Raw genomic sequence first — 18,933 nt, 5'->3', positions numbered from 1 at the left:
GCGGAAGACTCAGCGCTTCTGGGTCAGGGCACGGCGCTCGAATTCGACGATGCGCTGACGGTAATGCTCGATGGTCTGGGCGGTCAGCACACTGCGCTGGTCGTCCTTCAGTTCGCCATTGAGCTCCTGGGACAGCTTGCGTGCCGCGGCCACCATCACGTCGAAAGCCTGTTTCGGATGACGCGGGCCCGGCAGGCCGAGGAAGAAGCTCACGGCCGGGGTACTGAAATGATCGATGTCGTCCAGATCGAAGATACCCGGCTTGACTGCGTTGGCCATGGAGAACAGCACTTCGCCATTGCCGGCCATGCTTTCGTGACGGTGGAAAATATCCATCTCGCCAAAACGCAGGCCGCTTTCGAGAATGTTCTGCAACAGCGCCGGCCCCTTGAAGCCGCCGGAGTCCCGGCAGATCACACTGATCACCAACACTTCTTCGGCTTGCGGCTGGTCTTTGTCGGCATACCCGGACGCTTTGTTTTCATCCGGGAAATCGTCATCGCGGCTGCTGAAGCTCGGGCCGCCATCCAGATCCAGGTTGAGGTTCAGGTCGCCCTGCTGCGGCTCGCTGGCACGCTTGCCGCGCTTAGAGGATTCGCGCGGCTCGCGCACCGGGGCGCTCATCGACGGCAGGTCGTGCTCATCGAGTTGCGGTTCCTTATGGGTATCCAGCACGCGGGATGGGCCCAGCAGTTCGGTATTGCCATCATCGTCCGGCAGATTGGACAGGCTGCGATCCAGACGGAATTTCAACTTCCCTTTGCCGCCGCGCATACGGCGCCAGCCATCAAAAAGAATACCGGCAATGACAATGATGCCGATGACGATCAGCCACTCGCGCAGACCGATTTCCATGTAATCCCGTGCCTCTATGAAAAATGCTGAAAAATAAGAGGTTTAGCAAACTGCAAACCGCTTTAAAACGTGGCGCCAACTCTATGTTCTGACTGGCCTTTTGCCCACGTATAGGAAAAATTGACATTAAACTAGCACGACCAAAGACAACTTTACACCGTCTGTCGCAACGGCTTCATTCAATATGTCGATCAGCCAGCATTCAGTGCGGGTAAAAACCTCTTACTTGCCACTTGCCTGCCGGCCCTGGTCGCCCGGATATCAGGCGTCGACCATCGCCATCGCCTCCTCGACATCCACTGCCACCAGGCGCGAACAGCCTGGCTCATGCATCGTTACCCCCATCAATTGATCGGCCATTTCCATGGCGATCTTGTTGTGAGTGATATAGATGAACTGCACCGTCTGCGACATCTCTTTAACCAGTCGCGCGTAGCGTCCAACGTTAGCGTCATCCAGCGGTGCGTCAACTTCGTCAAGCATGCAGAACGGCGCCGGATTCAACTTGAAGATGGCAAATACCAATGCCAGTGCGGTCAATGCTTTCTCGCCACCGGACAACAAATGAATGGTGCTGTTCTTCTTTCCGGGTGGACGCGCCATGATCGTCACCCCTGTATCGAGTAGATCTTCGCCCGTCAGTTCCAAATAAGCGCTGCCGCCACCGAAAACTTTTGGAAAGAGTGCCTGCAAACCGCCGTTAATCTGATCAAAGGTATCCTTGAAACGATTACGGGTTTCCTTGTCGATCTTGCGGATCACGTTTTCCAGGGTATCCAGCGCTTCCACCAGATCGGCATCCTGGGCATCCAGATAACGCTTACGCTCGGACTGTTGCTGGTATTCATCGATGGCCGCGAGGTTGATCGCCCCCAGGCGCTGAATACGCGCGGCGATCCGCTCGAGTTCCTCTTCGGCCTCTTTCTCGCTGGCCTGCTCGGTCAGCGTGGCGAGTACGCCCTGCAAGTCGTAGCCATCTTCCAGCAACTGGTCCTGCAAGGTCTTGCGGCGCACGGTCAGCGCCTGCCATTCCATCCGCTGCTGTTCAAGCTGGCCACGGATCAGCTGCGATTGCTGCTCGGCCTGGGTACGACGCTTTTCCGCATCGCGCAATTCGCGGTCGGCGTCTTCCATGGCGATCTGCGCGCTCTTGAGCTCGACGTCGACGGTCATACGCTTTTCCAGCAACTCTTCGAGCTTCAGCCGCAGCTCTTCCAGCGGTGCGGCGCCCTCTTCCAGGTTGAGGCTGAGTTGCTCGCGCTTCTCGGTCAGGCGCTCCGATTGCAGTTCGAGGCGCTCCAGCGCCTGACGGGTAGAGTCGTGCTGCGCCTTGAGCGACCCCAGGCGCACCGCCAGCTGATGCGCATGATCCTTGTGCTGGCGGGCTTCCTGGCGCACCCGGTCCAGGCGTTCGCGCAAGCTGTCGCGCTGGGCCAGCAGCAACTCGCGCTGCTCGGTGTCCAGGGCCATGCTGTCGAGGGCTTCCTGCAGTTGCAGGCGGGCCTCGCCTACCTGCTCGTGTTCCAGGGAACGCTGCTCGCCCAGTTCCGCCACCTCTTCGTCCAGACGGGTGCGGCGCAAGGCCAGCTGTTCGGCCTTGGCCTTGCCGGCGGAGAGTTTGGCCTTGAGTTCCCCCTGCTGGCGGGCTTCATCCTGCAGCAGGCGACGCAGGTGTTCGCGACCGTTCTCCTGCTGGCGCTGTTGCGCGCGCAGGTTCTGCAAGCGGGCTTCCAGGTCTTCCACGCTGGCTTCGCGCTCGTCGCGTTCCAGGCTCAGTCGTTCGATTTCCTGGTTGCGCGCGAGCATGCCGCTTTCCGCTTCGCTGGCGCGACGCACCCGCAGGAAATGCCGGCCGACCCAGAAACCGTCACGGCTGATCAGGCTCTCGCCCGCCGCCAACTGGCCACGCAAGGCCAGGGCCTGCTCCAGGCTTTCCACCGGTTTGACCGACCCCAGCCAGGGCGCCAGATCGACCTGGGCATCCACTTTATCCAGCAGGCTGCCCGGCACCCGCGCACCCTCGCCAGCCAGCTGGAGCAGACGCAAATCGCCCTGCTCGAAGCCCGCCAGGTCGAAACCGGCGAAATCGTCCACCAGTACCGCTTGCAGGTCGGCGCCGAGCACGGTTTCCACCGCCAGTTCCCATCCCGCCTCGACCTTCAGGCCCTCGGCCAGCCGCGGGCGATCGGCCAACTGGTGCTCCTGCAGCCATTGCGCCGCGCCGGTTCCCGGATCGAGCGCAGCCTGCTGCAAGGCCTCCAGCGACGCCAGGCGACCGTTGAGACGTTGCAATTCACCCTGGGCCTGTTGCTGGGCCTGGGTGGCTTGCTGCAGTTCCTGGCGCAATTGCTCCAGGCGCTCGACCTGGCCTTCCTCGCTGGCCTGCAGGTCTTCCAGAGTCGCCTCGCTGGCCGCGAGTTGTTCGTTGAGTTCGAGGATCGCCGCGTCTTCCGGATCGGCGGCCAGCAACGCCCGCTCCTCCTCCAGGCGCCGCTGGCGTTCGGCCAGGCGCTCCATGCTGCCCTCGAGCTGCTGGATGCGCGATTGCTGCACTTCGGCCTGGCGTCGCGGCTCGGCGGACTTGAGGTTGAAGGCGTCCCACTGTTCCTGCCAGCCGTGCATGGTGGTTTCGGCTTCTTCCAGGGCTGCGGCCGCCTCTTCCGCGGCGGCGCTGGTGACTTCCTGCTCGGGCTCGAGCATTTCCAGCTCTTCGCCGAGGGTGGCGAGCAAGGTGCGGTCGTGTCCCAGGTGGGATTCGGTTTCCAGCCGCGCACGCTCGGCCTCGCGCAAGTCGTCCTGCAACTGGCGCAAACGCTGCTGGCCGTGCTGGATGCTCTGTTCGACCCGGGCGATATCGCCGCCGACCGAGTAGAAGCGTCCCTGCACCAGGTTGAAGCGCTCGGACAGCTCATGGTGACCGTCGCGCAGGCGCTCGATGGCCGCATCGGCGTTGCGTTGCTCCGCCACCAGCGCTTCGAAACCGACTTCCTGGTTGCCGATGATCGACTCGCGCTGCCCGACCTGTTCGTTCAGTTCCTGCCAGCGCAGGGCCGACAACTGAGCCTTGAGCTGGCGCTCCTCGGCCTTGTATTCCTGGTACTTCTCGGCGGCCTGGGCCTGTCGGTGCAGGCGTTCGAGCTGGCGCTCCAGCTCTTCGCGCAGGTCGGTCAGGCGCGCGAGGTTTTCGTGGGTGCGGCGAATGCGGTTTTCGGTTTCCCGCCGCCGCTCCTTGTACTTGGAAATCCCCGCCGCTTCCTCGATGAAATTGCGCAGGTCTTCCGGCTTGGCCTCGATCAGCTTGGAGATCATGCCCTGCTCGATGATCGAGTAGCTGCGCGGCCCCAGGCCGGTGCCAAGGAAGATGTCGGTGATGTCGCGACGGCGGCACTTGGCACCGTTGAGGAAATAGCTGTTCTGGCTGTCCCGGGTGACCTTGCGGCGAATGGAGATTTCCGCGTAGGCCGCGTATTCGCCGACCAGGGTGCCGTCGGAGTTGTCGAAAACCAGTTCGATGCTCGCCTGGCTCACCGGCTTGCGGCTGGTGGAGCCATTGAAGATGACGTCGGTCATCGACTCGCCGCGCAGGTTCTTGGCCGAGCTCTCGCCCATCACCCAACGCACGGCGTCGATGATGTTCGACTTGCCGCACCCATTGGGCCCGACCACCGCCGCCATGTTACTGGGGAAGTTCACCGTGGTCGGGTCGACGAAGGATTTGAACCCCGCCAGCTTGATGCACTTGAGCCGCACGCTCAGGCAACCGTCAAGGCAGCGACCACCAGATCGCAACTGCGCCGGGCATAGGCCGTCAGCACCAGGCGGATCGTCGGCAGGTCACGGGCCAGCACCGCGGCCAGCAGTTGCTCGAACAGATCGAGGAACTCGCTCATTTCCGCCTTGCGCTGCTCCAGCGCCAGGAAATAGGCACGGCTCATCGCCGGTTGCAGGCTCTCGACGGTTTCCTGCAGGTACGGGTTGTTGGCAAAGGGATAGGCGGCGCGCATCACGTTGAAGCTGTCTTCGACGAAGCTGCGGATGTCCTGGCGCTCGTAGGCAGCGATCAGGCGCTGCTGGATCTGCAGGAACGGCGCCATGTCGGCCTGCAGCGCCCAGCCTTCGGCCACCGAATTGCCCAGCAGGATGTACAGCTCGCTCATCAGGGTGCACAGGCTCTGCACCTTGTGCGGGGTGAGCTCGGTCACGTGGGCGCCGCGGCGCGGCAGGATCGCGATCAGGTGCCGACGTTCGAGGATGAGCAAGGCCTCGCGTACCGAGCCGCGGCTGACGTTGAGGGCCAGCGTGACCTTCTGTTCCTGAATCCGCTCCCCAGGCTTGAGCTCCCCGCGAATGATGCGTTCGGCGAGGTGGTGAGCGATTTGCTCGGCGAGGCTGTCCGGCGCCTTGAACGTCATGGTTTTCCTTCAAACTCTTAGATCGGTACAAGCGGCGCAGTGTAGCGCAATTGCTGGCTCATGGCGGAGTGCCCAGGGGCCTGAATTTGGCACGCAATTAGCAAAAAGCATGGCGACCCGGGAGGGTCAATACTGTTTGAAAGCGGCTGTTGATCGGCGAAAGGCAATTTCTTGACCCTTAAGTCAGAAATTCATTGACCGAAAAGTCAGACCTGACTAAATTCGGCCCACGTCGGTTAACAACAATAATGAGTCTGCGAGGCCTTCCGTGATCCAGTTTTTACTCAACCAGGAGCTCCGTAGCGAGCACACCCTGGACCCGAATCTGACTGTGCTCAATTACCTGCGCGAGCATCTGGGCAAGCCCGGCACCAAGGAAGGCTGCGCCAGCGGCGACTGCGGCGCCTGCACCGTGGTGGTCGGCGAATTGCAGACGGACCACACCGGCACGGAGCACATCCGGTATCGCAGCCTCAACTCGTGCCTGACCTTCGTTTCGTCCCTGCATGGCAAGCAACTGATCAGCGTCGAGGACCTCAAGCACCAGGGCCGGTTGCACAGCGTGCAGCAAGCCATGGTCGACTGCCACGGCTCGCAATGCGGCTTCTGCACGCCCGGCTTCGTCATGTCGCTGTTCGCCCTGCAGAAGAACGCCAGCCAGCCCGATGCGCACCAGGCCCATGAAGCCCTGGCCGGCAACCTGTGCCGCTGCACCGGCTACCGGCCGATCCTCGCCGCCGCCGAACAGGCCTGCTGCAATAAACAGCCGGATCAGTTCGACGCCCGCGAAGCCGAGACCATCGCGCGCCTGAAAGCCATCGCCCCCCGCGATACCGGCGAGCTGAACAGCGGCGACAAGCGCTGCCTGGTGCCGCTGACCGTCAGCGACCTGGCCGATCTCTACGACGCCTACCCGCAAGCCCGGCTGCTGGCCGGCGGCACCGACCTGGCGCTGGAAGTCACCCAGTTCCACCGTCCGTTGCCGGTGATGATCTACGTCGGCAATGTCGCCGAAATGAAGCGCATCGAGCGCTTCGACGACCGCCTGGAAATCGGCGCCGCCACCCCCCTCTCCGATTGCTACGACGCCCTCAAGGCCGAATACCCGGACTTTGGCGAACTGCTGCAACGCTTCGCCTCGTTGCAGATCCGCAACCAGGGCACCCTGGGCGGCAACATCGGCAACGCCTCGCCCATCGGCGACTCACCGCCCCTGCTGATCGCCCTCGGTGCGCAGATCGTCCTGTGCAAAGGCAACACCCGCCGCACCCTGGCCCTGGAAGACTATTTCATCGACTACCGCGTCACCGCGCGCCAGGAAAGCGAGTTCATCGAAAAGATCATCGTGCCCCGGGCCAGCGCGGCACGGCTGTTCCGCGCCTATAAGGTGTCCAAGCGCCTGGACGACGATATTTCCGCAGTCTGCGCGGCCTTCAACTTGCGTATCGAAAACGCCGTGGTCACCGATGCCCGCGTCGCCTTCGGCGGCATGGCCGCCACGCCGAAACGCGCCAGGCACTGCGAAGCCGCCCTGCTCGGCGCACCCTGGAACGAAGCCACCCTCGAGCGCGCCTGCGCCGCCCTGGGCGAGGACTTCACGCCGCTGTCGGACTTCCGCGCCAGCAAGGAGTACCGCCTGCTCAGCGCGCAGAACCTGCTGCGCAAATACTTCATCGAACTGCAAACACCGCACATCGAGACTCGGGTGACCGCTTATGTCTAATCATCACAACGTCGAGAAGACCCAGGCCGAACTGAGCGCCCTGTTCCAACAGGACCTGACCACCGGCGTGGGGCGCAGCGTCAAGCACGACAGCGCCGCCAAGCATGTCTCGGGCGAAGCGGTGTACATCGACGACCGGCTGGAATTCCCCAATCAGTTGCACGTGTACGCGCGCCTCTCGGACCGGGCCCACGCGAAGATCCTCAGCATCGACACCGCGCCCTGCTACGCCTTCGACGGCGTGCGTATCGTCATTACCCACCAGGACATTCCCGGGCTCAAGGACATCGGCCCGCTGCTGCCCGGCGACCCGCTGCTGGCCATCGACGATGTGCAGTTCGTCGGCCAGCCGGTGCTGGCGGTAGCCGCCCGTGACCTGGAAACCGCGCGCCAGGCGGCCATGGCCGCGATCATCGAATACGAGGACCTGGAGCCGGTGCTGGATGTGGTCGAAGCCTTGCGCAAGCGCCACTTCGTCCTCGACAGCCACACCCACCAGCGCGGCGACTCGGCCAAGGCCCTGGCCAGCGCCGAGCATCGCCTCCAGGGCACGCTGCACATCGGCGGCCAGGAACACTTCTACCTGGAAACGCAGATTTCCTCGGTGATGCCCACCGAAGACGGCGGCATGATCGTCTACTGCTCGACCCAGAACCCCACCGAGGTGCAAAAGCTGGTGGCCGAAGTGCTGGACGTGTCGATGAACAAGATCGTGGTCGACATGCGCCGCATGGGCGGCGGCTTCGGCGGCAAGGAAACCCAGGCCGCCAGCCCCGCGTGCCTGTGCGCGGTGATCGCGCACCTCACCGGCCAGCCGACCAAGATGCGCCTGCCGCGGGTCGAGGACATGCTGATGACCGGCAAGCGCCACCCCTTCTATATCGAATACGACGTCGGCTTCGACAGCCGCGGCCGCCTGCATGGCATCCAGCTGGAGCTGGCCGGCAACTGCGGTTGCTCGCCGGACCTGTCGGCCTCGATCGTCGACCGCGCGATGTTCCACGCCGACAACTCGTACTACCTGGGCGACGCCACCATCAATGGACATCGCTGCAAGACCAACACCGCGTCGAACACCGCCTATCGCGGCTTCGGCGGCCCGCAGGGCATGGTCGCGATCGAGGAAGTGATGGACGCCATCGCCCGCCACCTGGCCCTCGACCCGCTGGCGGTGCGCAAAGCCAACTACTACGGCAAGACCGAGCGCAACGTCACCCACTACTACCAGACCGTCGAGCACAACATGCTCGAAGAGATGACCGCCGAGCTGGAAGCCAGCAGCCAGTACGCCGAGCGCCGCGAAGCGATCCGCCTGTACAACGCCAACAGTCCGATCCTGAAAAAAGGCCTGGCGCTGACCCCGGTGAAATTCGGCATTTCCTTCACCGCCAGCTTCCTCAACCAGGCGGGTGCCCTGGTGCACGTCTATACCGACGGCAGCATTCACCTGAACCATGGCGGCACGGAAATGGGCCAGGGCCTGAACACCAAGGTGGCGCAGGTGGTGGCCGAGGTGTTCCAGGTGGAAATCGACCGGGTGCAGATCACCGCGACCAACACCGACAAGGTGCCCAATACCTCGCCCACGGCCGCCTCCAGCGGTGCCGACCTGAACGGCAAGGCCGCGCAGAACGCCGCCGAAACCATCAAGAAGCGCCTGGTGGAATTCGCCGCGCGGCACTACAAGGTCAGCGAGGAAGACGTGGAATTCCACAACGGCCATGTGCGCGTCCGCGACCAGGTCCTGACCTTCGAGGCGCTGATCCAGCAGGCCTATTTCGCCCAGGTGTCGCTGTCCAGCACCGGCTTCTACAAGACCCCGAAGATCTACTACGACCGGGCCCAGGCCCGTGGCCGACCGTTCTACTACTTCGCCTACGGCACGGCCTGTGCCGAGGTGATAGTCGATACCCTGACCGGCGAGTACAAGATGCTGCGCACCGACATCCTGCATGACGTCGGCGCCTCGCTGAACCCGGCCATCGACATCGGCCAGGTGGAAGGCGGCTTCATCCAGGGCATGGGCTGGTTGACCATGGAAGAGTTGGTGTGGAACGCCAAGGGCAAGCTGATGACCAACGGCCCGGCCAGCTACAAGATCCCGGCGGTGGCCGACATGCCGCTGGACCTGCGGGTCAAGCTGGTGGAAAACCGCAAGAACCCGGAAGACACGGTGTTCCACTCCAAGGCCGTGGGCGAACCGCCGTTCATGCTCGGCATCGCCGCCTGGTGCGCGATCAAGGATGCCGTGGCCAGCCTCGGCGACTACCGGCACCAGCCGCGGATCGACGCCCCGGCAACGCCGGAGCGGGTGCTCTGGGGCTGCGAGCAGATGCGCCAGCTGAAGGTGGCGAAGGTCGTCGAGAGCGAATCGGAGCTGGCTCCGCTCTAGACCAGGGTGCGCCCATCGCGGGCAAGCCTCGCTCCTACGGACAGGCACGTATCGCGACGGCGCGAACGACGCCCAACCTGTAGGAGCGAGGCTTGCCCGCGATGAGGCCCGAACAGACAACAGCGATGCCGAGGTGAAACATGTACAACTGGATCAGCGCCCTCGCCGACCTGCAGCCCCGCGGCGAACCCTGCGTGCTGGTGACCATCATCGAGGAACTGGGCTCGACGCCACGCAATGCCGGCTCGAAGATGGTCGTCAGCGCCGCCCAGAGTTTCGACACCATCGGCGGCGGGCACCTGGAATACAAGGCCATGCAGATCGCCCGCGAGATGCTCGCCAGCGGCCGGCAGGACACCCACCTGGAGCGCTTCAGCCTGGGCGCCAGCCTCGGCCAGTGCTGCGGCGGTGCCACGGTCTTGCTGTTCGAGCCCATGGGCCAGGTCCAGGCGCAGATCGCGGTGTTCGGCGCGGGCCATGTCGGCCGCGCCCTGGTGCCGCTGCTGGCCAGCCTGCCCTGCCAGGTGCGCTGGATCGACTCGCGGGAACAGGAATTTCCCGAACAGCTCCCCCCTGGGGTGCGCAAGATCCTCAGCGAGGAGCCGGTCGATGAAGTCGATGACCTGCCCGCGGGCAGCTACTGCATCGTCATGACCCACAACCACCAGCTCGATCTGGAACTCACCGCCGCGATTCTCAAGCGCAACGACTTCGCCTACTTCGGCCTGATCGGCTCGAAAACCAAGCGGGTGAAGTTCGAGCACCGCCTGCGCGATCGCGGCTTCGACAGCGGCGTGCTGCAACGCATGCGCTGCCCGATGGGGCTTGGCGAAGTCAAAGGCAAGTTGCCTGTGGAAATCGCCATCTCGATCGCCGGCGAGATCATCGCCACCTACAACGCCCATTTCGGCCAGCACAGCGCCCGCGCCGAACCCATTGCCAAACTGCTGCCGGCTTCGCGCCGCAGTCAGGCCACTCATTAAAACGCCACAACCCGAGACTGCCCCATGCCTCTGACTCGCAAAGCCTACCGTGCCGCCCTCCTGCACAGCATCGCCGACCCCGCCGAGGTCGGCATCGAAGCCTCCTACGAGTATTTCGAGGACGGCCTGCTGGTGGTCGAGAACGGCCGGATCAGTGCCATCGGCCCAGCCAGCGAACTGCTCACCAGCCTTGCCGCCGATACCGAGATCACCCACTACCCGGACGCGCTGATCACCCCCGGCTTCATCGACACCCATATCCACCTGCCGCAAACCGGCATGGTCGGCGCCTATGGCGAACAATTGCTGGACTGGCTGAACACCTACACCTTTCCCTGCGAAAGCCAGTTCGCCGACCCGCACCACGCCAGGGAAGTGGCGGATATCTTCATCAAGGAACTGCTGCGCAACGGCACCACCACCGCCCTGGTCTTCGGCAGCGTGCATCCGCAATCGGTGGACGCCTTCTTCGCCGCCGCCGAGAAGCTCGACCTGCGGATGATCGCCGGCAAGGTGATGATGGACCGCAACGCCCCGGACTACCTGACCGATACCGCCGAATCCGGCTACCTGGAAAGCAAGGCGCTGATCGAGCGCTGGCACGGCAAGGGGCGCCTGCACTATGCGGTGACGCCGCGTTTCGCGCCGACCAGCACCCCGGAGCAGCTGACCCTCGCCGGGCAGTTGCTCGGTGAATACCCCGACCTCTACATGCAGACCCACATCAGCGAAAACCTGCAGGAAGTCCAGTGGGTCAAGGAACTGTTCCCGGAGCGCAAGGGCTACCTGGATGTGTACGACCATTACCAGTTGCTCGGCGAGCGCTCGGTGTTCGCCCATGGCGTGCACCTGTGCGACGACGAATGCGCGCGCCTGGCAGAGACCGGCTCGGCCGTGGCCTTCTGCCCGACCTCGAACTTCTTCCTCGGCAGCGGCCTGTTCAACCTGCCGATGGCCGAGAAGCACAAGCTGAATGTCGGCCTGGGCACCGATGTCGGCGCCGGCACCAGCTTCTCGCTGCTGCACACCCTGAACGAGGCCTACAAGGTCATGCAGTTGCAGGGCGCCCGCCTGAGCCCATTCAAGTCGCTGTACCTGGCGACCCTCGGCGGCGCCCGCGCGCTACGCCTGGAAGAGCGGATCGGCACCCTGCAGCCGGGCACCGACGCCGACTTCCTGGTGCTCGACTACCACGCCACGCCGCTGCTGAGCTATCGCCTGAAACAGGCCAAGGACATTGCCGAGACGCTGTTCGTGCTGATGACCCTGGGCGACGACCGCACCGTGGCGCAAACCTATGCCGCGGGTAATCTGGTGCACCAGCGCTAAGGGCTTCCAGGCATAAAAAATCCCCCGTGATCGTTGGATTCCGGGGGATTTTTTGTGCCTTTCAGGCCGTCATCGCGGGCAAGCCTCGCGCCTACAGAATTGCCATGCCCGCGAAGGGCGCACCGCGCTGGCTCAGAGCTTGGCGGGTGAACGGCCCGGCTTCTTGGTCTGCAGCAGGTGCGAGAACACCGCGTGCAAATCGTCCGAGGCGCTTTCCTCGTCGAGGTTGAGCTTGCTGTCGATGTGATCCATGTGATGCATCATCAGGTTCACCGCCAGCTCCGCGTCGCGGGCCTCGATGGCGTCGATCAACTGGGTGTGCTCGTCGTAGGAACAGTGCGAACGGTTGCCGCTTTCGTACTGGGCGATGATCAGCGACGTCTGCGACACCAGGCTGCGCTGGAAGCTGATCAGCGGCGCATTCTTCGCCGCTTCGGCCAGCTTCAGGTGGAACTCGCCCGACAGGCGGATACCGGCACCGCGATCGCCCCGGGAGAAGCTGTCGCGCTCGTCGTTGACCATCTGCCGCAGCTCGGCAAGCTGCTCGGCGGTGGCATGCTGCACCGCCAGCTCGGTGATGGCCCGCTCCACCAGCCGCCGCGCCATGAACACCTGGCGCGCTTCCTCGACGCTCGGGCTGGCCACGACCGCGCCGCGATTGGGCCGCAGCAGCACCACGCCTTCATGGGCCAGGCGCGACAGCGCACGACGGATGATGGTACGGCTGACCCCGAAAATTTCCCCCAGCGCCTCTTCGCTCAACTTGGTGCCGGGCGCCAGGCGCTGTTCGAGGATGGCCTCGAAGATATGCGCGTAGACAATATCGTCCTGGGTCCCGCTGCGACCGGCCTTGCCTGCTCGCGGTTGTTTCTTGAGGGGTTGCAACTGTTCGTTCATGGGCACTCGAGTCGGGAGAACGGCGGCGAATTGACCGTGACTGTAATACGGCACAGCGGGTCGCTGACAAGTATCGCGTAAAAACACTGGCACATTGTACACAACCCATGGGGTTCATTCGCAATAACTGTATTGGCCCCTGGCAATTGGCGCGACTGTACGGCCATTTGCCGCCCTGGCTGTATTGCAATGAAGGGCGGCCTTTACGTTTAGGCTTGAACCCTGTTTTCGTCGCCCGCCTGCCCCTGGCTCGCGGATGACAGGGCCTTCACCAGAACAAGGAACGCCGTTTCATGTCCGATGCCTCCCTCGCGCCATTGCGCCCCCTGGCCGATACCTCGCCCTCAGCCATAGTCGCCGGCTTCATCGCCATGATGACCGGCTACACCAGCTCCCTGGTGCTGATGTTCCAGGCCGGCCAGGCCGCCGGGCTGACCAGTGGCCAGATATCGTCCTGGATCTGGGCCCTTTCCATCGGCATGGCGATCTGCAGCATCGGCCTATCGTTGCGCTACCGCACCCCGATCACCATCGCCTGGTCGACCCCGGGCGCCGCGCTGCTGATCACCAGCCTGTCCGGCGTGAGCTACGGCGAAGCCATCGGCGCCTACATCACCTGCGCGGTACTGGTCACCCTCTGCGGCCTGACCGGCAGCTTCGAACGCCTGGTCAAGCGCATCCCGGCTTCCCTCGCCGCGGCGTTGCTGGCCGGCATCCTGTTCAAGATCGGCAGCGAGATCTTCGTCGCCGCGCAGCACCGCACCGGCCTGGTACTGGGCATGTTCTTCACTTACCTGCTGATCAAGCGCCTGTCGCCTCGCTATGCGGTACTCGCCGCACTGCTGGTCGGCACCGCGCTGGCCGGGGTGATGGGCCTGCTGGACTTCAGCGCATTCCACCTGGAGGTCGCCACGCCGGTCTGGACCACCCCGCACTTCTCCCTCGCTGCGACCATCAGCATCGGCATCCCATTGTTCGTGGTAGCCATGACTTCGCAGAACATGCCCGGCGTCGCCGTATTGCGCGCCGACGGCTACAACGTCCCGGCCTCGCCGCTGATCACCACCACCGGCATCGCCTCGCTGCTGTTGGCGCCGTTCGGCTCCCACGGTATCAACCTGGCGGCCATCAGCGCCGCCATCTGCACCGGGCCCCATGCCCATGAAGACCGCAACAAACGCTACACCGCGGCGGTCTGGTGCGGGATTTTCTACGGCATCGCCGGGATCTTCGGCGCAACCCTGGCGGCGCTGTTCGCGGCGTTGCCCAAGGAGCTGGTGCTGTCGATCGCCGCCCTGGCGCTGTTCGGTTCGATCATCAATGGCCTGAGCATCGCCATGAGCGAAGCGAAGGAGCGCGAGGCGGCGCTGATCACCTTCATGGTGACCGCCTCGGGCCTGACCCTGTTTTCCGTCGGTTCGGCGTTCTGGGGCATCGTCGCCGGCGTGCTGACCCTGATGATCCTGAACTGGAACAAGGCGTGATCCGTCCCATATAAGCCGCTGCCGAGCCTTGGCGAGGCGGCGATCGGGTGGGGCGGCATTCCGACGCCGCCCCGCAAAACCTGACGCCGCGTTGTGTCCGATTGATCGCTTCGCCTGAGCCAGCGCCTGCTACGCAAGCGATCGCAGCCTCGCTGGCGCTTGGCAGCGGCTACACGGGCTATATCCATTCCCGCGGCAGCAGCTACGAATACCACCCACGCGAATTCCCGGGAAACAGGCCCGAGCTCTAAAAGGTTTGGAAAGGGGGGAATAAATCGACAACGGCTGTACGGCGACAGCCATGAGCCGGCGGCCCGGACGGGCCACCGGCTCAGTGCATCAGGCTACCGGATTGATCGAGTTTTCCGGGTACCAGACGTCCAGCAACGGGCTGACTTCAACGGTGGTCAGCTCGGGGCGGGCCTTGAGCCAGGCTTCGACCTTGGCACGCTGCTCTTCGCTGACCGAACCGCGCTTGCTCAAGCAAACCAGGCCGAAGTCATCGCCACCCACATAGCCGAGGCCGTTGGCTTCCATCGCTTCTTTCAGGAACGCGTCGAGGAAAGCGTCAATAGCCTCTTCGGCCAGATCCTCTTTGAAATCCAGGTTCAGCTCAAAACCCAGCTCCTGAAATTCATCCACGCACAGTTTTTTGCGCAGACGACGGGAACGGTTAGTGGCCATGGAACAATCCTCATAAGTAATAACGGGCGGCACTTTAACAGTTTAAGCAACCGATTGCCTGACTCTATGAGGAGCTCGGCGCGCCATTGGGAAAAAAATAGCGGATTAGCCCGCCGTGGCACGGCACAAGCCGCTATACCTTGGGGCATAATGCCGACACTTTTGTGACCACCGAGGGAATTTATCGTCATGCCCTCGTCTTTTTTCCCCTCGGCTGTAGGGTTTTACTTCACATGATCAAATCTTTGCGTCCATTGTTTCTTGCCGGTCTTCTTCTGCCCCTGGCCATTTCCGTCTCCGCCGCCCCCGTCAACACCACTCTGTCGCCCAAGGTCCAGCAGGCCCTCAAGGCCAGCAAGCTGCAGGACAACGCCCTGTCGCTGGTCATGATTCCGCTCAATGGCCCGGGCACGGCCACGGTCTACAACGCCGACGTATCGGTTAACCCGGCGTCCACCATGAAGCTGGTCACCACCTACGCCGCCCTGGAAATGCTCGGCCCGACCCACCAGTGGAAAACCGAGTTCTACACCGACGGCACCCTGAGCGGCGGCATCCTCAACGGCAACCTGTACCTCAAGGGCGGCGGCGATCCCAAGCTGAACATGGAAAAACTCTGGCTGCTGATGCGCGACCTGCGGGCCAACGGCGTGCAGCAAGTGACGGGCGACCTGGTGCTGGACCGCAACTTCTTCGTGCAACCGCAATTGCCGCAGTTCAATGACGACGGCAATGACGAGAACAAACCGTTCCTGGTCAAGCCCGATGCCCTGCTGGTCAACCTCAAGGCCCTGCGCTTCGTGGCGCGCAACGATTCGGGCAAGGTGCTGATTTCCGTCGAACCGCCGATCGCCAGCATCCGTATCGACAATCAGGTCAAGGCCGTCGGCGGCAAGCAGTGCACCGGCAATGTCCGCTACAACCCGGTAACCGAGGCCGATGGCAGCGTCACCGTGACCGTAAACGGCCAACTGGGCGATGGCTGCAGCTCGCAGACCTACCTGTCGCTGCTCGACCACGCCACCTATACCGCCGGCGCCGTGCGCGCCATCTGGAAGGAACTGGGCGGCAGCATCCAGGGCAAGGACCGCCTGGCTGCCGTTCCATCCAACGCCAAGGTGCTGGCCCGGGCCTTCTCGCCGGACTTGGCGGAGATCATCCGCGACATCAACAAATACAGTAACAACACCATGGCCCAGCAACTGTTCCTCAGCCTCGGCGCGCAATACCGCACCGACGCCGACGGCGACGATGCCAAGGCCGCGCAGCGTGTGGTGCGCCAGTGGCTGGCGAAGAAAGGCATTACCGCGCCGCACCTGGTGATGGAGAACGGCTCGGGCCTGTCTCGTGCCGAACGGGTCAGCGCCCGGGAAATGGCTTCCATGCTGCAAGCGGCCTGGAGAAGCCCGTATTCGGCGGAGTTCATCAGTTCGATGCCGATTGCCGGCATGGACGGCACCATGCGCAAGCGCCTGAAGCGCACCGCCATGTCCGGTGAAGCCCACGTGAAGACCGGGACCCTGAACACCGTGCGCGCCATCGCCGGCTACAGCCGCGACAGCAACGGCAACACCTGGGCGGTGGTGGCGATCCTCAACGATCCGAAACCCTGGGGTGCCTCCTCGGTGCTCGATCAGGTGCTGCTGGACCTGTACCGCCAGCCGAAACTGGCGGCCACCGCCTCGGCCTTGTAAGCCCCCTCTGGAAGTGACGCGCGGGCAACCTCGCGTCACCCCATTCCCGCCTTACGCCAGCTCGGCCTGGACCCGGTCGCGCCCCGCCTGCTTGGCCGCATAGACCCCGGAATCCGCCCGCAACAACAAACCGTCGGCGCCTTCCTGTTCACGCCAGCTGGCGATGCCGAAGCTGGCGGTGACAAGGCCCACGCCATCGATCGACGAACCGCGCAGCCCACGCCACAGCTCCTCGGCCAGGATGCAGGCCTGATGCCCATCGGTGTCTGGGCACAGGACCATGAACTCCTCGCCGCCCAGCCGGCAAAACACATCCGTGCGCCGCAGGCGATGGCTGATGCGATCACAGACAGCGCGCAAGACCCTGTCGCCAATGGCATGGCCGTACTGGTCGTTGATCCGCTTGAAGTGATCGATATCCAGCATGATCACCGCCAACTGCCCGCCCCCGCGCTCGACCCGGGCCATCTCGGCCCGCAGGCGCTCCTGGAAGTAGCGCCGGTTGTAGATGCCGGTCAGCGAGTCGGTGACCGACAAGGCGCGCAATTCTTCCTCGACCCGCTTGAGGTCGGAGATATCGGTCAGGTAGCCATGCCACAGCACCCGGCCACTGGGCAGTCTTTCCGGTGTCGCTTCGCCGCGCACCCAGCGCAAGCCGCGCTGCGGCAGGAGCACCCGATACTCCTCGCGCCAGGGGCTGAGTTTTTTCGCCGACGTCAGGATCGATGAACGTACCGCGGCTACATCGTCGGGGTGAATACGCTCGAACACCGGCTCGGCGTCCCGTTGCAGTTGTTGCGGCTCGATCTCATAGATGTCGCGGATGCCGTCGCTGACGTAGGGGAAACTGGCGTGTCCCCCGGCATCCAGCTGGAACTGATAGATGCCGCCAGGCACGTGGGCGCTGAGTTTTTTCAACAGCCGGTCGCGGGCCGCCAGCGCCTCGTGGACCCGCTTGCGCTCGGTAATATCGATGCAGATGGCCAGGTGTCCGACCCACAGGCCGTGGTCGTCCAGCACCGGGGTGGCCAGCATGTTCACCACCAGGTGGCTGCCATCCCGGCGGACCAGGGTCCATTCCCGGGTTTCCTCGCCCCGTTCCTCGGAACCATCTACCAGCATCGCCTGGTACATCGGAATCTGCCGACCGTAACGCTGGCTGAGCGCTTGCGCCCGCACATTCAGTTCCTCGGGCAGGTGCAGGCTGTCCAGCGTCCGGCAGCCCACTACCTCGGCGCTGTCATAGCCAAGCATATGTTCGGCGCCCGCGTTGAAGGTGCTGATCACGCCCCGCAGGTCCGTGGCGATGATCGCCACCTGGGTCGCCGCGTTCAGCACGCTGCGCAACTGCCCGTGGGTGCCGCGCAATTCCTGCTCCCGCTGCCGCAGCTCTGCGGTGCGCTGCTCCACCAGGCGCAGCGCCCGTTGCCGCTGGCTGACCAGCACATACAGCAAGGCACTGAGCAGCAGGCTGAGCAGGCAGCCCAGGATGACCTGGCTGGTAATCGAAGAATGGTTGGCCCGCAGGAACAGCGCGCTGGGACGGATATTCACCTGGTAATCGTGGTCGGCCAGGCTCAGCACCCGGCTCACGGCCAACGGGCTGTCCCCCGGGCCATTGCTCGACTCATAGAGCCGGCCATAGGCTTCATCGGTCGACAGGTCGATGATCTGCATGAACAGGTTGTCATGGTTCTGCTCGGGCAGACCGTCGACCACCAACTGGCGCATGCTGATCACCGCGATCACATAACCGTGGGGTTCGGGAAGCGGCAAGGCGGCATCGGCGCGCACCCTGACCGGGGTGGCGAGGATGATGCCCCGCGCAAAGGAAGGCTCGACGCCGACCAATTGCACCGGCTGCGAAACCGCCACGCCATCGCGCAAACGCGCCCGCTCGAGGGTGTCGCGTCGCAGCGGTTGGCCCAGCAGGTCGAAGCCCAGGGGCGAGCCCAGCGGGCTCTGGGTCTGGCTGTAGAGCACCGGCACGTATTCATCGCGCTCGGCGGCTCGCTGCAAATGGCCATCGGCATTCAGGTCGGCAATGAAAAAATCCGGCACGCCCTGCTCATGGGCCCGGCGCTCGAACAGCGCGCGCTCGGCACCACTGACCCGCGGCGCCCAGGCATAGGCCTGGGTGCGGTGCAAGAGAGGCTTGGTGTAACCGTCGAAGTCCTGGCGCGAGACCGCGCCGGAATTGATGAAGAAACGCTTGAGGCCGTCCAGGCGCTGCTCCTGGTCGTCGAAGCGTTCCTCGATGCGGCTATAGCGCTCGCTGGCCAGCAACTGGAAACGCTGCCGCAGTTGCTGCTGATAGAGATTGAGCGTCGACCAGGCCAGCAGCCCGGTCAGCACGAAGCCTCCCAGCAACACCAGTAACGCGACCAGCCAGGCCGACACATCTTCGCTGATAAAGCCCAGGATTTTCGGGCGCATCGAGTGCAACGACATAAGCGAAACTCATAACACCAGCGAACGTG

12 protein-coding genes are annotated in these 18,933 nt (G+C 63.7%); 6 read left to right on the top strand and 6 right to left on the bottom strand.

The features are described 5' to 3' along the window. Positions 1-9 precede the first annotated feature (9 nt). The 3 genes from zipA to TO66_RS09715 all read right to left on the bottom strand — a co-directional run bounded on the left by zipA (position 10) and on the right by TO66_RS09715 (position 5,267). Positions 10-855 (bottom strand): cell division protein ZipA, encoded by an 846-nt coding sequence (gene zipA / locus TO66_RS09725; protein WP_044462137.1) that lies wholly within the window; start codon positions 853-855, stop codon positions 10-12. Positions 856-1,116: 261 nt separating this feature from the next. Continuing rightward, positions 1,117-4,605 (bottom strand): chromosome segregation protein SMC, encoded by a 3,489-nt coding sequence (gene smc / locus TO66_RS09720; protein ID WP_044462136.1) that lies wholly within the window; start codon positions 4,603-4,605, stop codon positions 1,117-1,119. A 2-nt stretch (positions 4,606-4,607) separates the two neighbouring features. Continuing rightward, positions 4,608-5,267: a GntR family transcriptional regulator gene (locus TO66_RS09715; RefSeq protein ID WP_044462135.1), complete on the bottom strand. Its 660-nt coding sequence runs from the start codon at positions 5,265-5,267 to the stop codon at positions 4,608-4,610. Positions 5,268-5,535: 268 nt separating this feature from the next. On the opposite strand from TO66_RS09715, the gene xdhA reads away from it, so the two are divergent. The 4 genes from xdhA to guaD all read left to right on the top strand — a co-directional run bounded on the left by xdhA (position 5,536) and on the right by guaD (position 11,694). Further along, the gene (gene xdhA / locus TO66_RS09710) at positions 5,536-6,990 is read left to right on the top strand and encodes a xanthine dehydrogenase small subunit (RefSeq protein ID WP_044462134.1); all 1,455 of its coding nucleotides are present in this window, start codon (positions 5,536-5,538) and stop codon (positions 6,988-6,990) included. Continuing rightward, positions 6,983-9,382 (top strand): xanthine dehydrogenase molybdopterin binding subunit, encoded by a 2,400-nt coding sequence (xdhB, locus tag TO66_RS09705; RefSeq protein WP_044462133.1) that lies wholly within the window; start codon positions 6,983-6,985, stop codon positions 9,380-9,382. The genes xdhA and xdhB overlap by 8 nt, the downstream gene beginning before the upstream one ends. 140 nt (positions 9,383-9,522) lie before the next feature. Further along, complete coding sequence (gene xdhC, locus TO66_RS09700; protein ID WP_044462132.1) at positions 9,523-10,365, top strand: xanthine dehydrogenase accessory protein XdhC; 843 nt, start codon at positions 9,523-9,525, stop codon at positions 10,363-10,365. Between the two features lie 24 nt (positions 10,366-10,389). After that, positions 10,390-11,694 carry a guanine deaminase gene (gene guaD / locus TO66_RS09695; RefSeq protein WP_044462131.1) on the top strand — a complete coding sequence of 435 codons (1,305 nt, stop codon included), beginning with the start codon at positions 10,390-10,392 and terminating at the stop codon, positions 11,692-11,694. Positions 11,695-11,826: 132 nt separating this feature from the next. Here guaD and TO66_RS09690 read toward each other — a convergent pair whose 3' ends face one another. After that, positions 11,827-12,591, bottom strand: a complete 765-nt coding sequence (locus TO66_RS09690; RefSeq protein WP_044462130.1) for a GntR family transcriptional regulator — start codon at positions 12,589-12,591, stop codon at positions 11,827-11,829. A 293-nt stretch (positions 12,592-12,884) separates the two neighbouring features. Between TO66_RS09690 and TO66_RS09685 the strand changes: the two genes are divergently transcribed. After that, positions 12,885-14,075: a benzoate/H(+) symporter BenE family transporter gene (locus TO66_RS09685; protein WP_044462129.1), complete on the top strand. Its 1,191-nt coding sequence runs from the start codon at positions 12,885-12,887 to the stop codon at positions 14,073-14,075. Positions 14,076-14,414: 339 nt separating this feature from the next. On the opposite strand, the gene TO66_RS09680 is transcribed toward TO66_RS09685, so the two are convergent. After that, on the bottom strand, positions 14,415-14,759 hold the full coding sequence (locus TO66_RS09680) for a YggL family protein (protein ID WP_044462128.1): 345 nt from the start codon (positions 14,757-14,759) through the stop codon (positions 14,415-14,417). Between the two features lie 233 nt (positions 14,760-14,992). Between TO66_RS09680 and dacB the strand changes: the two genes are divergently transcribed. After that, positions 14,993-16,453: a D-alanyl-D-alanine carboxypeptidase/D-alanyl-D-alanine-endopeptidase gene (gene dacB / locus TO66_RS09675; protein ID WP_044462127.1), complete on the top strand. Its 1,461-nt coding sequence runs from the start codon at positions 14,993-14,995 to the stop codon at positions 16,451-16,453. A 51-nt stretch (positions 16,454-16,504) separates the two neighbouring features. On the opposite strand, the gene TO66_RS09670 is transcribed toward dacB, so the two are convergent. Continuing rightward, positions 16,505-18,904, bottom strand: a complete 2,400-nt coding sequence (locus TO66_RS09670; protein WP_044462126.1) for a diguanylate cyclase — start codon at positions 18,902-18,904, stop codon at positions 16,505-16,507. Between the last annotated feature and the right edge of the window lie 29 nt (positions 18,905-18,933).

Source organism: Pseudomonas sp. MRSN 12121 (assembly GCF_000931465.1).
GTDB lineage: Bacteria > Pseudomonadota > Gammaproteobacteria > Pseudomonadales > Pseudomonadaceae > Aquipseudomonas.
The sequence above is the reverse complement of the archived record's forward strand: the minus strand, read 5'-3'. Positions and strand labels throughout refer to the sequence as shown.

Excerpts from the sequence above, each read along its gene's own strand:
- zipA (WP_044462137.1), bottom strand. The coding sequence starts at position 855 with ATGGAAATCGGTCTGCGCGAGTGGCTGATCGTCATCGGCATCATTGTC.
- TO66_RS09715 (WP_044462135.1), bottom strand. The coding sequence starts at position 5,267 with ATGACGTTCAAGGCGCCGGACAGCCTCGCCGAGCAAATCGCTCACCAC.
- xdhB (WP_044462133.1), top strand. The coding sequence starts at position 6,983 with ATGTCTAATCATCACAACGTCGAGAAGACCCAGGCCGAACTGAGCGCC.
- xdhC (WP_044462132.1), top strand. The coding sequence starts at position 9,523 with ATGTACAACTGGATCAGCGCCCTCGCCGACCTGCAGCCCCGCGGCGAA.
- guaD (WP_044462131.1), top strand. The coding sequence starts at position 10,390 with ATGCCTCTGACTCGCAAAGCCTACCGTGCCGCCCTCCTGCACAGCATC.
- TO66_RS09690 (WP_044462130.1), bottom strand. The coding sequence starts at position 12,591 with ATGAACGAACAGTTGCAACCCCTCAAGAAACAACCGCGAGCAGGCAAG.
- TO66_RS09685 (WP_044462129.1), top strand. The coding sequence starts at position 12,885 with ATGTCCGATGCCTCCCTCGCGCCATTGCGCCCCCTGGCCGATACCTCG.
- TO66_RS09680 (WP_044462128.1), bottom strand. The coding sequence starts at position 14,759 with ATGGCCACTAACCGTTCCCGTCGTCTGCGCAAAAAACTGTGCGTGGAT.
- dacB (WP_044462127.1), top strand. The coding sequence starts at position 14,993 with ATGATCAAATCTTTGCGTCCATTGTTTCTTGCCGGTCTTCTTCTGCCC.
- TO66_RS09670 (WP_044462126.1), bottom strand. The coding sequence starts at position 18,904 with ATGTCGTTGCACTCGATGCGCCCGAAAATCCTGGGCTTTATCAGCGAA.